Source organism: Shinella sp. BE166, assembly GCF_051201095.1.
Classification (GTDB): Bacteria; Pseudomonadota; Alphaproteobacteria; order Rhizobiales; family Rhizobiaceae; genus Shinella; species Shinella lacus.
In genome coordinates this window covers 282,973-297,390 of sequence record NZ_JBPEHL010000003.1, presented here as the reverse complement: position 1 = coordinate 297,390, position 14,418 = coordinate 282,973, and the positions used below count along the sequence as shown (strand labels likewise).

The 14,418-nt window shown below is 65.4% G+C and carries 11 protein-coding genes; 9 read left to right on the top strand and 2 right to left on the bottom strand.

Annotated features, from left to right (window positions below; all coding sequences use genetic code 11):
- Positions 1–10: 10 nt before the first annotated feature.
- The 4 genes from J2Y63_RS08765 (at position 11) to J2Y63_RS08750 (ending at position 6,420) form a co-directional block, all read left to right on the top strand.
- Entirely contained in the window at positions 11–1,759 is a 1,749-nt protein-coding gene (locus J2Y63_RS08765) for an FAD-dependent oxidoreductase (protein WP_435265747.1), read from the top strand.
- Positions 1,732–2,574 carry a class I fructose-bisphosphate aldolase gene (locus tag J2Y63_RS08760; RefSeq protein ID WP_435265746.1) on the top strand — a complete coding sequence of 281 codons (843 nt, stop codon included), beginning with the start codon at positions 1,732–1,734 and terminating at the stop codon, positions 2,572–2,574. The genes J2Y63_RS08765 and J2Y63_RS08760 overlap by 28 nt, the downstream gene beginning before the upstream one ends.
- Before the next feature lie 88 nt (positions 2,575–2,662).
- Positions 2,663–4,192, top strand: coding sequence for an FGGY-family carbohydrate kinase (locus J2Y63_RS08755; protein ID WP_435265745.1), 1,530 nt, complete (start codon positions 2,663–2,665; stop codon positions 4,190–4,192).
- 221 nt (positions 4,193–4,413) lie between these two features.
- Positions 4,414–6,420, top strand: a complete 2,007-nt coding sequence (locus J2Y63_RS08750) for a putative bifunctional diguanylate cyclase/phosphodiesterase (RefSeq protein ID WP_435265744.1) — start codon at positions 4,414–4,416, stop codon at positions 6,418–6,420.
- Between the two features lie 13 nt (positions 6,421–6,433).
- Here J2Y63_RS08750 and J2Y63_RS08745 read toward each other — a convergent pair whose 3' ends face one another.
- Positions 6,434–7,096, bottom strand: a complete 663-nt coding sequence (locus J2Y63_RS08745) for a GntR family transcriptional regulator (protein WP_435265743.1) — start codon at positions 7,094–7,096, stop codon at positions 6,434–6,436.
- Positions 7,097–7,337: 241 nt separating this feature from the next.
- Between J2Y63_RS08745 and J2Y63_RS08740 the strand changes: the two genes are divergently transcribed.
- From J2Y63_RS08740 to J2Y63_RS08720, 5 genes are read left to right on the top strand one after another with little or no spacing between them, the layout of a single operon-like run.
- Positions 7,338–8,600 (top strand): NRAMP family divalent metal transporter, encoded by a 1,263-nt coding sequence (locus tag J2Y63_RS08740; protein WP_435265742.1) that lies wholly within the window; start codon positions 7,338–7,340, stop codon positions 8,598–8,600.
- Positions 8,601–8,613: 13 nt separating this feature from the next.
- The gene (locus tag J2Y63_RS08735) at positions 8,614–9,381 is read left to right on the top strand and encodes a LamB/YcsF family protein (protein WP_435265741.1); all 768 of its coding nucleotides are present in this window, start codon (positions 8,614–8,616) and stop codon (positions 9,379–9,381) included.
- Between the two features lie 9 nt (positions 9,382–9,390).
- Positions 9,391–10,200, top strand: coding sequence for a putative hydro-lyase (locus J2Y63_RS08730; RefSeq protein ID WP_435265740.1), 810 nt, complete (start codon positions 9,391–9,393; stop codon positions 10,198–10,200).
- 6 nt (positions 10,201–10,206) lie between these two features.
- Positions 10,207–11,799: a 5-oxoprolinase/urea amidolyase family protein gene (locus J2Y63_RS08725; protein WP_435265739.1), complete on the top strand. Its 1,593-nt coding sequence runs from the start codon at positions 10,207–10,209 to the stop codon at positions 11,797–11,799.
- 18 nt (positions 11,800–11,817) lie between these two features.
- The gene (locus J2Y63_RS08720; protein WP_435265738.1) at positions 11,818–13,539 is read left to right on the top strand and encodes an acetyl/propionyl/methylcrotonyl-CoA carboxylase subunit alpha; all 1,722 of its coding nucleotides are present in this window, start codon (positions 11,818–11,820) and stop codon (positions 13,537–13,539) included.
- Positions 13,540–13,563: 24 nt separating this feature from the next.
- Here J2Y63_RS08720 and J2Y63_RS08715 read toward each other — a convergent pair whose 3' ends face one another.
- Entirely contained in the window at positions 13,564–14,409 is an 846-nt protein-coding gene (locus J2Y63_RS08715; RefSeq protein ID WP_435265737.1) for a cupin domain-containing protein, read from the bottom strand.
- Positions 14,410–14,418 lie beyond the last annotated feature (9 nt).

Here is a 14,418-nt window from a genome sequence, read left to right as displayed (position 1 = left end):
GGCTGCCATCATGAACCGTGCAGAGACAATGGACGGGCTTCGCCGGAGCCCGAAGGTGGACGTGTGCGTCCTCGGCGGCGGCATCAACGGGCTCAGCGTCTTCCGCGAGCTGGCGTTGCAGGGCGTCGACGTGCTGCTCGTCGAGAAGGACGACTATTGTTCCGGCGCCAGTGCTGCGCTTTCGCGCATGGTTCATGGCGGTCTTCGTTATCTGGAGAACGGCGAGTTCAGTCTGGTGCAGGAATCGCTCGTCGAGCGCGACAGGTTGCTGCGCAACGCCCCCCACTATGTCGCGCCGCTGCCGACGACAGTGCCGATCTTCGATGTCTTTTCCGGTCTCGCCAACGGCATCGTGCGTTTCCTCGGCCTCACCCGCCGCCCCAGCCGCCGTGGCGCCATCGCCATCAAGACAGGCCTTGGCATCTATGATTTCCTGACGCGCAAACGGGCGCTGATGCCAAAACACCAGTTCCGCGGCCGCAAGGCGACGCTGGAGAAATGGCCGGCGCTCAATCCGGCGATCCGCAATTCCGCGACCTATTACGACGCCTGGGTCAGCCATCCGGAGCGCATCGGCATCGAGCTTCTGCGCGACGGCCTCTCCGCCGGGGCGAATGCCAAGGCGCTGAACTATGCGACGGTCGAGCAGGCGGGTGCGGGAGAGTTCTTGCTGCGCGATGGTGTGTCCGGCGAAACGCTTTCCATCCAGCCGAGGCTGGTCATCAATGCGACCGGCGGCTGGATCGATATTGCGAACGGCACGCTGTTTTCGCAGGAGGCCCGTCCCGTGCCGCTGGTGGGCGGCACCAAGGGCTCGCATCTGATCATCGACAATGCCGGCCTGCGCGACATGCTCGACGGGCACATGATCTATTACGAGAACGAAGACGGGCGCATCTGCATCCTCTTCCCCTATCTCGGCAAGGTGCTTGTCGGCTCGACGGATATCCGTGTGGACGATCCCGGCACGGTGCGCTGCGAGGCGGATGAGCGCGACTACATCCTGCAATCGCTCGCTTTCGTGCTGCCGGGCGTCAAAATCCGGCCGGAGGAGATCGTCTTCCAGTTCGCCGGCGTGCGCCCGCTGCCGGCAAGCAACGACAGCTTTACCGGCCGCATCCCGCGCGACCATTTTTGCACCGTGCTGGAAGGCCAGAACGGCGGGCCGCCGGTGCTCTGCATGATCGGCGGCAAGTGGACGACCTTCCGCTCCTTCGGCGAGATGGCCGCGGACATGGCGCTGGAGCGGCTTGGAAAGTCGCGTCGCGTCGATACCGCGGAGCGCACCATCGGCGGCGGCCGGGCTTTTCCGAAGGACGGCAGCGGCTGGGTTCGCGACCTCGCGGCCTCGACGGGCATTTCTGCGGACCGGGCCGCTTTGCTGTTCGAGCGCTACGGCACGGATGCCGCCGATGTTGCCCGCTTTATCGCCACGGCGCCGGACCATGCTTTGCCGCATGACGCCTACAGCGTCCGCGAACTGATCCATCTCATCCGCACCGAAGCGGTCGAGCATCTGGACGACCTGCTGACGCGCCGCACGACGCTTGCCATCACCGGCGAACTTTCGCTCGCCATGGCCGACGCCGCCCTCGATGTGCTGGCCGCCGAAAAAGGCTGGTCTAACCAGCGCGCCGCCGACGAGCGCAGCCGTTTTCTAACCCTCATGGGTGAGCGCCACGGCGTCACCGAAAAAAGCCTTTCCGCAAGGAACGAACAAAGGAGTGAATTATGCGAAACAACCGCAAGGTCCGGATGAACCGGCTGTTCGGCAACGGCCGTTGCCTGGACGTGGCGATCGATCACGGCGTGTGCAACGAGCCGTCCTTCCTCGACGGGCTGGAGAACGTGCCGGCCGTGGTGAAGGCGCTGGTCGATGCCGGGCCGGATGCCATCCAGATGAACTACGGCCAGGCCGACCTGTTGCAGGACATTCCCGGCAAGGACAAGCCGGCGCTCGTCATGCGCATCGACATGGGCAACCCCTATAACCGCATCCGCCACCGCGACATGTGGGCCGTGCTGCAGAACGAGGCCGAGCCGCTGATCGGCGCCTTGCAGATGGATGCCGCCTGCGTGGTGGTCAACCTCTTCATGCTGCCGGAAGAGCCGGACCTCTTCCGCCAATGCGTGCAGAATATTTCGCGCGTGCGGGCCGACTGCGAGAAATACGGCATGCCGCTGATGATCGAGCCGCTCGTCATGCAGCCCGTCACGGAACGCGGCGGCTACATGGTCGATGGCGATGCGGAAAAGATCGTGACCCTGACGCGGCTTGCCCGCGAGATGGGCGCCGATATCATCAAGGCGGACCCGACGACCAATGCGGAGGATTTCCACCGCGTCGTGGAAGCCGCGCGCTGCCCGGTTCTGGTGCGCGGCGGCGGCAAGGAGGATCTTCGCGCCGTGTTCGACAAGTCGGCGGCCTTGATGCGGCAGGGCGCAGTGGGCATGGTCTATGGGCGCAACATCTACCAGCATGCCAATCCGAGTGCAGTGGTGCGCGGGCTGATGGCGATCATCCACCAGGATGCGAGCGGCGAGGAAGCCTTCGCGCTGTATCAGCAGGCTTGATGGGGCACGAGCAATTCCAGGAAAAGTGTGAAGCGGTTTTCCGGCCGGAATTGCGTAAACGATAAATGCGCCTTGGGAGGGGTTCAGAATGCAAAACTATCTGCTGGGGCTCGATGCCGGCAACACCGTCATCAAGGCGGTGATTTTCGACCGCACGGGCCGGGAAGTGGCCTATGCGGGGGAGGAAGGCCATAGCCGCATGCCGCATCCCGGCCATGTCGAGCGCGATCTCGGCGAGCTCTGGGCCAATGCCCGGCGCGTCATCCGCACCTGCCTCGACAAGGCGGGCATCGCGGCGGAGGACATCGCCGCGATCGGCTGCGCCGGCCACGGCAACGGGCTTTATGCGCTCGACCGGGCCGGCGAGCCGCTCATCGGCATCCAGTCGCTCGACACGCGGGCGACCGGCCTCGTTGAAGAATGGGCCGCGCAAGGCGTCGGCGACCGGACCTATCCGCTGGCTCGCCAGCGCCCCTGGCCGTCCCAGACGCCGACCTTGCTCGCCTGGCTGAAGCGCCACCGGCCGGAGCTTTTCCAGCGTATCGGGACGGTGTTCTTCTCCAAGGATTTCGTGGTCAACCGGCTGACGGGAAAGCGCGTCAGCGAGGTCTCTGACATGTCCGGCGCCGGGCTGCTCGATCTGGCAGGGCGCCGCTACGACAAGACGTTGATGGAGGCCTATGGCCTTGGCGATTGCATGGACCTGCTGCCGCCGCTCATCGAAAGCGCCGACATTGCCGGCACGGTGACGGAAGAGGTGGCGCGGGAAACCGGCCTTGCCGCCGGCACGCCGGTTATCGGCGGGCTGTTCGATGTCGTCGCCTCGGCGCTGGGCTCCGGCGTCTCGCGCACGGGCAGCGCCTCGATCATCGCCGGCACCTGGAGCATCAACCAGGTCATCATCGACGGTCCCGATCTCGACGGTCCGGTCTTCATGTCCTCGACCTTCGACCGCACCCGCTACATGGCTATGGAAAACAGCGCCACCTCGGCGGCCAATCTGGAATGGCTGGTGCGGGAATTTTTCGAGGGCGAGCACGAGGAAGGCGTCTCGCCCTTCGATGCCTGCTGCGCCTTTGCCGCGGCGGTGGAGCCTGCGGCGGACGACCCGCTCTACCACCCCTATCTCTATGGCGCCCAGCAGAATGGCCACGCGCGGGCCGGCTTTTACGGCATTGCCGGATGGCACACCAAGGGGCATCTCGTGCGCGCGCTGCTCGAAGGCGTCGCCTTCGGTCATCGCCACCATATCGAGACGATCCGCAAGGCGGGCGCCACCTTCGACGAGGCGGTACTGTCGGGCGGTGGGTCGCGCAGCAAGCTCTGGCCTCAGATCTTTGCCGATGTGCTCGGCGTGCCCGTGACCGTCGCCGTCTCACGCGAGACGGGGGCACTGGGGGCGGCGATCGCGGCGGGCACGGGCGTCGGCCTCTTCGCCGATTTCACGGAAGGGGCCAATGCCATGGTGCGGGTCGAGCGGCATTACCAGCCGAACGGTGCGCTGGCCGCGCACTACAATCGCCGCTACGCGCTCTACAAGGATATCACCGAGGCCATGACGCCGCTCTGGCGGCGACTTTCGGCGAGCGAGCCGAGGGCGACGGACGCCGCGGCGTGATCACTTCGGGCGAGGCACCGGCGATTTCGTCGCCGGTGCCGGCTCGTTCGATCTGTGCCAAATAACGCTCGATAGAATGCAATCTCAAGGTTGTATTAGCGCTTTCATCACTCTCTTGTGTTCCAATCGTCTGTACCGAAGCGATGGCATGGAATGAACGTGGTGAGACGGGTACGGCCTTTGGACGGGACGACAGCGACCGCTAACGCCAGAGGGCGGCCATGAAGCGATCCCCCAGGAGCACGCTTCGCCTGATTTCCGTCGCCTGGCCGTTCGTGCTGATCGTGCTTCTGCAGACAGCACTTGCGACATTCAGCCTTGAGGTCACCTCGTCGCTGCGCGCCTTCGTGACCGGCGAAAGCCTGTGGTCCAAGGGCCAACACGACGCGCTCTACTACCTCAACCGCTATGCGGAATCAGGTAACCGCTCCTTCGTCGATCGTTACCACGAGGCGATGGCGATCCCGATGGGCGACCGCGCGGCGCGGCTGGCGCTGGAGGCGAGCCCGCCGGATATCGAGGCCGCATACCAGGGCTTCCTCGATGGTGCCAACCATCCGGACGACATCCCGAGCGTCATCTGGCTTTTCCGCTATTTCCGCTGGCTGCCCGTCATGGAGGCCTGCATTCGCGACTGGCGCACGGCCGAAGGCGTCCTGATGCAGTTGCTGCCGATCGGCGAGGCGGTCACCTCCCAGCATGTCAACGAGGTCGACCGCCGCGACATCACGCGCCAGCTCGACGAGATCAACGCGCTGGTGACGCCGCTCACCAAACGCTTCTCCGATCGTCTCGGAGAGGGCACGCGCCAGGTGCAGACCGTGCTCCTCGTCAGCAACGTGGCGATGGCACTGATCTTCATCGTACTCACCGTCTGGCGGCTGAATAGTTTCCTCACCCACCGGCGCAGGATCGAGGAGCAACTGTCCTTCAGCGCCCATCACGACGACCTCACCGGCCTGCCGAACCGGCGGCTCTTCGAGGACGAGCTCGGCCGCATGCTGGATGGGCCGCAAACCCGCCATGCGCTGATGTTCATCGATCTCGACCAGTTCAAGGCCGTGGACGACAATGGCGGCCATGCAGCGGGCGACGAGCTTTTGCGCCGGGTGGCGCGCGATCTCGTCAAGGCGATCCGCGGCACGGACCTGCTCGCACGGCTCGGCGGCGACGAGTTCGGCATCGTGCTGCCGAACTGTTCGCCGGAAGATGCGTTGCGCATCGCCATGCGGCTTCGTGAAATCACAGAGGCGATCGACTTCGTCTGGAACGGGCACCGCTACTCGATCAGCGCCTCGGTCGGCGTGGTGCATCTCGCAGAGCGCAGCTACACGCTGCAGGAAGCGCTGCGCGCCGCCGATATCGCGTGCTACATGGCGAAGGAGAAGGGGCGCAACCGCGTGCACGTCTTCGAGACGACCGATGCGGCACAGACCCAGTTCACCGCCAATCTGCACTGGGTGCAGCGCCTGCACCGCGCACTGGAAGAGGACAGCTTTCGGCTGTTCTCCCAGGCGATCGCGCCCGTCGGGGCAGGCGAGGCGGAAGAACATTGCGAAATCCTGCTCCGGCTGGAAGAGAACGGCAAACTGCTGGCGCCCGGCGCCTTCATTCCGGCCGCCGAGCGTTTCGGCCTGATGCCGTCGCTCGATCGTTGGGTGGTGCGCAATGCGCTCGATATCATCGGCCGGCGCCGGGGTACTATTTCGGGCACCTATTCGATCAATCTCAGCGGGCTGACGCTGAAGGACGATACCTTCCTGCCGTTCCTGCGCGATGCGCTGCGCCGCAGCCGGGTGCCGGCCGACGTGCTGTGCTTCGAGATCACCGAGACGAGCGCCATCGAGAACCTCGACGAGGCCATCGCCTTCATGAACGCGATGCGCGCCATGGGCTGCCGCTTCGCGCTTGACGATTTCGGCGTGGGCATGTCGTCCCTGACCTACCTGAAGCGCCTGCCGGTCGATTACGTCAAGATCGACGGCAGCTTCGTGCGCGACATGCTGACGGACAAGGCGGACTGGATGACCGTCGAGATGATCAACCAGATCTCGCATCTCGCCGGGCGCAAGACGATCGCCGAATTCGTTGAAAACACGGAGATTTTCGCCGCGCTGCAAACCATCGGCGTGGACTATGCGCAGGGCTATTCGATCGGCCGTCCGGAGCCTTTTCGCGCGGAGGCGACGGGTCTCGTCGTGCCGCTGCGCCGCGCCGACGTCGCCTAGCGACGGCCTTCCGCTAGGCCTGTTCCGAGGCCCGCTCCAGCGCCTTCAGCATCGTGCGTTCGGCGAGGTTGAGATAGGTCTCCATCTGTGCGGCCGCCTCATGCGGCTTGTTGGTCTCGACCAGCGTCGTGATGGCGTCGTTCATGTCGACGAAGGGGGAATGCAGGTGTTCCGGGTCGTTCAGGAGCCCGAAACACAGGCGCAGCTCGGCCGCGATGCGTTCGTAGAATTCGTTGAGCCGCACGCTGTCGGAGAGGTCGATGATGGCGGCGTGGAACTTCATGTTGGCGCTGCCGACGCCGATCCAGTTTGCCTGGTCGCGCTCCCGCCGCGCCATCGTCACGGCCTCGCGCATGACGCGGATGGCCGGGTGCTGCTGCCAGGCCTGGCGCAGCGCGCCGCATTCCAGCATGCGCCGCACGCGGTAGATATCGATGATCGAGGCCATCGAGGGCACCGCGACGAAGACGCCGCGATTGGCCTCGTGGCGCAACAGCCCATCCTTGGTGAGCAGGCGGAAGGCTTCGCGCAGCGAGTTGCGCGAGACGTCGAAACGCTCGCTGAAGGCGGCCTCCGACAGGCGCTGGCCGGGCGCAAGCTCGCCCGAGATCAGCAGCGTGCGAATGCGCCGCGCCAGTCGATCCGCAAGCGGCAGGCCATCTCCGTCGTCCGTCATTCCACTCTCCCCGGCCCGGCATTTTCGCGTCCGAACCCTCTTTCATCGCTGCCATTAGCACGAATGCGGGGGCAGTGGAGCCGGAAATTGTCCCGAATCTCGCGCTATGTGGTTGGTAAAAAGGCATAAATAAGGAACGATACAGAAATATTGTTGAACAATATTGACATTTTTGTGTAGCAGTTCATCATTCGGTCATGGAATCCGCGAGGGGCGGATGGAGTGAGAGCGGAGAAATCTCATGGAACAGAGTTCAGCCGTGCCTGCCGGCCAGGGTGTGGTCGCGCAAGGCATTCATACGGTCAAATCCCGTCGGTCGGCGCTTGTTGCCGCAATCTTCCTGATGGCGACATCCGCCATCGGCCCGGGCTTCATCACCCAGACGGCGACCTTTACCACCAAGCTGGGTGCCGCCTTCGCCTTCGGCATTCTTGCCTCGATCCTCATCGACTTCGTCGTGCAGCTCAATATCTGGCGCATCGTCACCCTGACGCGCATGCGCGCCTCCGATGTCGCCAATGCCGCCATTCCCGGTTCCGGCCATCTGCTGGCGGTGCTCGTCATCGTGGGCGGGCTGTTCTTCAACATCGGTAATATCGGCGGCACGGGCCTCGGCCTCAACGCCATCTTCGGCCTCGATCCGAAGATCGGCGGCGCCATTAGTGCCGTTTTCTCGATCGGCATCTTCCTGTCGAAGCGCGCCGGGCTTGCCGTCGACCGCTTCATCATCTTCGCCGGCATCCTGATGATCGTGCTGACGCTCTACGTCGCCTTTGTCTCCGGTCCGCCCGTTGGTGACGCGCTGTTCCAGACGGTCCTACCGGACACGATCGATTTTGCCACCATCACGACGATCGTCGGCGGTACTGTCGGCGGCTACATCACCTATTCCGGCGCGCATCGTCTGCTCGACCGCGGCATGGTCGGCGTCGAAAACCTGCCCGCCGTCAACCGCGCGGCACTGACCGGCATCACCGTTACCGGCCTGATGCGCTACGTGCTGTTCCTCGCCATCCTCGGCGTTGTTGCCAGCGGCGTTGTCATCGATACGTCCGGCCAGGGCGCAAACCCTGCCGCGCAGGCCTTCCAGGCGGCAGCCGGCAATGTCGGCCTGCGTCTCTTCGGAATCATCTTCTGGGCTGCGGCCATCACCAGCGTCATCGGTGCGGCCTATACGTCGGTCTCTTTCATCACCGTCTTCAAGCAAGACATCAGCGAACATGCCCGCAACATGGCAACGGTGGTCTTCATCGCCATCTCGCTCGTCTGCTACCTGCTGATGACGACTCCGCCGGCCGCGATGCTGGTCTTCGTCGGCGGCCTCAATGGCCTCATCCTGCCGATCGGCCTTTCCATCTTCCTCTTCGCCGCCTGGAAGCGCGAGGACCTGATGGGCGGCTATCGTTACCCGCGCTGGCTGCTGGCCCTCGGCGTCCTGGTCTGCGCGCTGACATGGTATATGGGCTACAAGTCGGCCGGCACCATCTTCAGCCTGCTCGGTTAAAGGGAGAAAGACCATGGTAGCGATCGATCTCAACAGTGATCTCGGCGAAAGCTATGGCGCCTGGCGCATGGGCGACGATGCCGCCATGCTCGCCGTCGTCTCCTCGGCCAACATCGCCTGCGGTTTCCACGCCGGCGATCCAGCGGGCATCTACCGCACCGTCAAGGCTGCGGCGGAGAACGGCGTCGTCATCGGCGCCCATGTCTCCTATCCGGACCGCGTCGGCTTCGGCCGCCGCGACCTGGATGCGACCTCGGAAGAACTGATCGCCGACGTGATCTACCAGATCGGCGCGCTGAAGGGCGTCGCCGCGGCGGCCGGAGCGACCGTGCGCTACGTCAAGCCGCACGGCGCGCTCTACAACCGCATCGCCCATGACGCCAAGCAGGGCCAGGCGGTGATCGACGGCATCAAGGCGGTAGATCCGTCGCTGGTGCTGATGGGCCTTGCCAATGCGCCGATCCTCGATCTCGCGCGCCGCGCCGGCCTCGCCGTCGTCGCGGAAGCCTTCGCCGACCGGGCCTATACGCCGAAGGGCGAGCTCGTCTCCCGCCGCGAGGCCGGTGCCGTGCTGCACGACGAGCAAAAAATTGCCGACCGCATGGTGCAGCTTGCCCGCGAGGGCACGCTGGAGGCGATCGACGGCAGCGTCATCCGCATCGCGGCGCAGTCGATCTGCGTGCATGGCGACAGCCCCGGCGCGGTCGCCATCGCGCAAGAAATCCGCCGTCGTTTCGAGGCGGAAGGCATCGCCATCCGCTCCTTCGCCGACAAGAGCTGAGGCGCGGCCATGACGATCCCCACAGCCTATCTCAACCACACCGACGCCACAGCCGCCCGCGATGCGCGAAAAACCTATCGTGACGGCCGCATCGAACCGACCTCCGGAGTGGCGCCGGGCTTCACGCAGGCCAACATGATCGTGCTGCCGCGCGACTGGGCCTTCGATTTCCTGCTCTATGCGCAGCGCAATCCCAAACCGTGCCCGGTGCTGGACGTTTCCGACCCGGGCACGCCAACCACGCTGCTGGCGCCCGGTGCGGACCTGCGCACCGACCTGCCGCTCTATCGCATTTGGCGGGACGGCAAGCTTGTCGAAGAGACGCCCGACGCGACTGCGGCCTGGGCAGAGCGCGACGACCTCGTCGCCTTCCTGATCGGTTGCTCCTTCACCTTCGAGACGCCGATGGTGGAGGCGGGTATCGAGATCCGGCATATGACGGACAAGAGCAACGTGCCGATGTACCTCACCAACAAGGCCTGCCGCCCCGCCGGGCGTCTCAAGGGCAATATGGTCGTCTCCATGCGGCCGATCCCGGCCGCGCGGGTGGCGGATGCGGCAACGATTTCCGGCCGTTTCCCGGCGGTACACGGCGCGCCGGTACATGTCGGGGCACCCGAAGAGATCGGCATTACCGATCTCGCTAAACCGGATTTCGGCGACGCGGTGCGCATCGAACCCGGTGAAGTGCCGGTGTTCTGGGCGTGCGGCGTGACCCCGCAGGCGGCCGTGATGGCCTCGGGCGTGCCCTTCGCCATCACGCATGCTCCCGGCTACATGTTTATCACCGATATCCCCGATTCCGCCTATCATGCGTGAGGGTTCATGCGCTTTCTTCCCGTCAGCCTGACCACCATCCTCATCGAGCTCGCCGATCTCGACGAGACGCTCGCCCTCTTCGCCTCGCTTCAGGCGGAGCCCGTCGCCGGCATCGCGGAAATGGTGCCCGCCGCCCGCACGCTGATGATCCGCTTCCACCCGGGAAAGGTGTCTGCCGCGGACCTTGCGGCGCGCATCGGCACGCGCGACCTTTCGGCAAGGATCGCGCCCTCCGAGCATCTGGTAGAAATCCCGGTGCGTTATGACGGCGAAGACCTTGCGGACGTGGCGGAACTCACGGGCCTCAGCGTCGAGGAGGTCATCCGCCGCCACACCGAGAGCGAGTTCACGGTCGCCTTCTGCGGCTTTGCGCCCGGCTTCGGATATCTCGTCGGCGGCGATCCGGCCTTGCATGTGCCGCGACGCAAGAGCCCGCGCACCCGCATCCCGGCCGGCTCCGTGGCGATCGCCGGTGCCTTCAGCGGCGTCTACCCGCAGGCAAGCCCCGGCGGCTGGCAGATCATCGGCACGACGCCCGTCAAAATGTGGGACATCGACCGCGATCCGGGCGCTCTGTTCCAGCCCGGCTACCGCGTCCGCTTCTTCGACCTCGAAAAATCGGGCAAGACGGTCAGCATACCCGCATCCGCGCCTCGCCCGGAAAGCAGCGTCGCGGCGGATGCACCGCAGTTCAAGGTGCTCGCAGCCCCCATGCCGGCGCTGTTCCAGGACCTCGGTCGCTTCGGCCAGACGGGGCAGGGCGTTTCCGCCTCCGGCGCGCTCGACCGCGGCGCCTTCAATGCCGCAAACCGCATCGTTGGCAATCCGGCAAACACGCCGGCCCTCGAACTCACCCTCGGCGGCTTCTCCTTCGAGAGCAATGTTCGCGCGGTGATCGGCCTTGCCGGCGCGCCATGTCCCGTGACGGTGCGCGATGCTTCCGGTCGCGAAAACCAGTTCGAAATCTACCAGCCGATCTCGCTGGAGCCGGGTGACATCGTGACGGTCGGTCATCCGCGCAAGGGTATGCGATCCTATCTCGCCGTGCGCGGCGGCTTCGATGTCGCGCCGGTTCTCGGCAGTGCGGCGACCGACACGCTGGCGGTGGTCGGCCCCGAGCCGGTGACGGCCGGGACCGTACTCGTGTTGAAAGACCGCAAGGACGGACTCACGAGCGTCTCCACCGACGAAATCTCCGCCTTCGACTCGCCTTCGACTGGCGATGTGGTGACGCTTGACGTGGTGCTCGGCCCGCGCACGGACTGGTTCACGCAGAAGGGCATCGAGACGCTGACGGGCCAGCTCTGGCAGGTCACGCCGCAATCGAGCCGGGTCGGCATCCGCCTTGCCGGCGAGACCCCGCTGGAGCGCAAGGACAGCGCCGAACTGCCGAGCGAGGGCACGGCGACGGGCGCGATTCAGGTGCCGCATAGCGGCCAGCCGGTGCTCTTCCTCGCCGATCATCCGCTGACCGGCGGTTATCCCGTCATCGGCGCGGTCGCCGAATATCATCTGGATCTCGCCGGCCAGATCCCCATCAACGCAAAAATCCGTTTCCGCCCGATCGGCCCCTTCGCCGACATCGTCGCGACCCGATAATTCCGAGGAGGAGAAGCCATGAAGAAAGTGCTGATTGCCAATCGTGGCGAAATCGCCGTGCGCATCCTGCGCGCCTGCCGCGACCACGGCCTCCAGTCGGTCGCCGTCTATGCCGATCCGGATGCCGATGCGCTCTTCGTGCGCCTCGCCGACGAGGCCTACGGGCTCGGCGGCGTGCGCCCGGCGGAAACCTATCTCGACATCGAAAAGCTGATCGCCATCGCCAAACGCGCCGGCGCCGATGCCGTGCATCCGGGCTACGGCTTCCTCTCCGAGCGCGCGGAATTCGCCAAGGCGGTGCAGGATGCCGGCCTCACCTGGATCGGGCCGGACCCGCATGTGATCGAGGCACTCGGCGACAAGGTCGAGGCGCGGCGCATCGCGCAAAATGTGGGTGCCCCGCTCGTTGCAGGCAGCGATGGTCCGGTTTCTTCCGCGGCGGAAGTCATCGCCTTTGCGGAAGAACACGGCCTGCCGGTCGCCATCAAGGCCGCCTATGGCGGCGGCGGGCGCGGCATCAAGGTCGCCTGGAAGATGGAGGAGGTCGCGGACCTCTACGAATCCGCCGTGCGAGAGGCGACCGCCGCCTTCGGCCGCGGCGAATGTTTCCTCGAGCGCTTCCTCGACCGGCCGCGCCATATCGAGGCGCAGGTCATCGCCGACAAACACGGCAATGTGCTGGTGCTCGGCACCCGCGACTGCTCGGCGCAGCGGCGCAACCAGAAACTCATCGAAGAGGCGCCCGCGCCCTTCCTGACACCGGAACAGCGCCAGAAGATCCACGATGCCGCCAAGGCGATCTGCGCCGCGGCCGGCTATTCCGGTGCCGGCACGGTCGAATTCCTGCTTGGCGTCGACGGCACGATCTCCTTCCTGGAGGTCAATACCCGCCTGCAGGTCGAGCACCCGGTGACGGAAGAAACCACCGGCATCGACCTCGTCATCGAGCAGTTCCGCATTGCCGAAGGGGAGCCGCTGCGCGTGCTGGAAACGCCGACCCCGCGCGGCCATTCCATCGAGTTCCGCATCAATGCCGAGGATCCGGGCCGCGGCTTCCTGCCGACGCCGGGCACGATCACCACCTTCGATCCGCCGTCGGGTCCGGGCGTGCGCGTGGATAGCGGCGTCGTCAGCGGTTCCAGCATCCCGGGCGTCTTCGATTCGCTGATGGCCAAGCTGATCGTCACCGGTGCAACGCGCGAAGAAGCACTGCGCCGCGCCGGCCGGGCGCTGAAGGAATTCCGCATCGAGGGTGTGGCGACGGTGCTGCCGTTCCATCGCGCGGCGATCGACACCGCGGATTTCATCGGCACCGACGGCTTCAAGGTGCATACCCGCTGGATCGAGACCGATTTTGCTGCCATGCCGGACGCCATGGCGCGGCCGGAGCCGGCAAGCGATCCGTCGCTCATCCGCACCCATCTGGAAATCGACGGAAAACGCGTCGCGCTGGCGCTGCCGAGCCTGCTGCTCGCAGGCTTCGGCACGGCAGGCCAGGGCGCGGCTCCCGCCGGCAGCAAGCCGGCCGAGGATGGCATCGCCGCCCCGGTCTCCGGCACGCTCCAGAGCTTCAAGATCGCCGATGGTGCGACTGTTGCCGAAGGCGAGCTGGTGGCGGTCATGGAGGCGATGAAGATGGAGACGCAGGTTCTCGCCCCGAAGGCCGGAAAACTGTGCCTCCGCGTCAAGGAAGGCGATTATCTGCAAGCCGGCGACACGCTGATGGTGTTCGAAGGCTGATGCCCCTGGACCTCCCGTCCCGGATCAATAATCTGGGGCGGTGCCGAAGACGAATTCGCAGGGCGTGTGCGCCATGTTGAAATACTGGTGGTCGAAACCGGCGGGAATGTAGAAGCCGTCGCGCGGGTTGAGCTCGAACCAGGCCTGGCCTTCGGCATCCGGAATGTGGATGTTGAGCACGCCGGAGACGACATAGAGGCATTCGTCGCCCTTGTGACGCTCGACGCGCGTGCGCTTGCCGCCGAGCACCGTCGTCTTGCCGACGGTCAGCTGGTCCGTCGCGCAGTAAAAGCCGGTATAGGCGCCCTGCGTTTCCGCATCGAGGCTCCAGAGCATGTCGGCATCGCGCTTCGGATGGATCGTGCGGGCCTCGCGCTGCGCCTCCGCCGCCATCGGCCAGCGGCCCAGAAACTCCTGCTGGATGTAGCGGTTTTCAGAAAGCAGCGGCTTGGTGCGGGCATAGGGGCCGGAGGTGCCCTTGGCCGGCGGCGGGGCGAAGAATTCCAGCACGCGCACCTGTTCCTCGCCAAGGTTGAAGCCGTGGTGCCAGGTGTCCTTGCGGAAGAACAGCGCCTCGCCCTGCTTGGCGATGCAGACTTCGCCCGTTTCCGGATTGGCAAGGCCGAGCGTGCCGCTGATCACGTAAAGCAGTTCGTCTGCGCCAAAAATCGTGCGGAAGGCGTCGGTGTGCTTGAAGCAGCCGCCGGGCTGCATGCCGAAGACGATCTGGTGGATGTTTTCCGTGGACGCATAGATCCAGTCGTCGACGAGGCCGGCATTCTCCTCGCCCCACAGATGGCGCGTCACGCCGGCATAGGGAATGTGGCTCGGCCGGTCGAAGACGGGACGGGGGGAAGGCTTGTAGCCCATGGAAAACTC

Excerpts from the sequence above, each read along its gene's own strand:
- J2Y63_RS08755 (WP_435265745.1), top strand. The coding sequence starts at position 2,663 with ATGCAAAACTATCTGCTGGGGCTCGATGCCGGCAACACCGTCATCAAG.
- J2Y63_RS08745 (WP_435265743.1), bottom strand. The coding sequence starts at position 7,096 with ATGACGGACGACGGAGATGGCCTGCCGCTTGCGGATCGACTGGCGCGG.
- J2Y63_RS08725 (WP_435265739.1), top strand. The coding sequence starts at position 10,207 with ATGCGCTTTCTTCCCGTCAGCCTGACCACCATCCTCATCGAGCTCGCC.
- J2Y63_RS08720 (WP_435265738.1), top strand. The coding sequence starts at position 11,818 with ATGAAGAAAGTGCTGATTGCCAATCGTGGCGAAATCGCCGTGCGCATC.
- J2Y63_RS08730 (WP_435265740.1), top strand. The coding sequence starts at position 9,391 with ATGACGATCCCCACAGCCTATCTCAACCACACCGACGCCACAGCCGCC.
- J2Y63_RS08750 (WP_435265744.1), top strand. The coding sequence starts at position 4,414 with ATGAAGCGATCCCCCAGGAGCACGCTTCGCCTGATTTCCGTCGCCTGG.
- J2Y63_RS08760 (WP_435265746.1), top strand. The coding sequence starts at position 1,732 with ATGCGAAACAACCGCAAGGTCCGGATGAACCGGCTGTTCGGCAACGGC.
- J2Y63_RS08765 (WP_435265747.1), top strand. The coding sequence starts at position 11 with ATGAACCGTGCAGAGACAATGGACGGGCTTCGCCGGAGCCCGAAGGTG.
- J2Y63_RS08715 (WP_435265737.1), bottom strand. The coding sequence starts at position 14,409 with ATGGGCTACAAGCCTTCCCCCCGTCCCGTCTTCGACCGGCCGAGCCAC.
- J2Y63_RS08740 (WP_435265742.1), top strand. The coding sequence starts at position 7,338 with ATGGAACAGAGTTCAGCCGTGCCTGCCGGCCAGGGTGTGGTCGCGCAA.
- J2Y63_RS08735 (WP_435265741.1), top strand. The coding sequence starts at position 8,614 with ATGGTAGCGATCGATCTCAACAGTGATCTCGGCGAAAGCTATGGCGCC.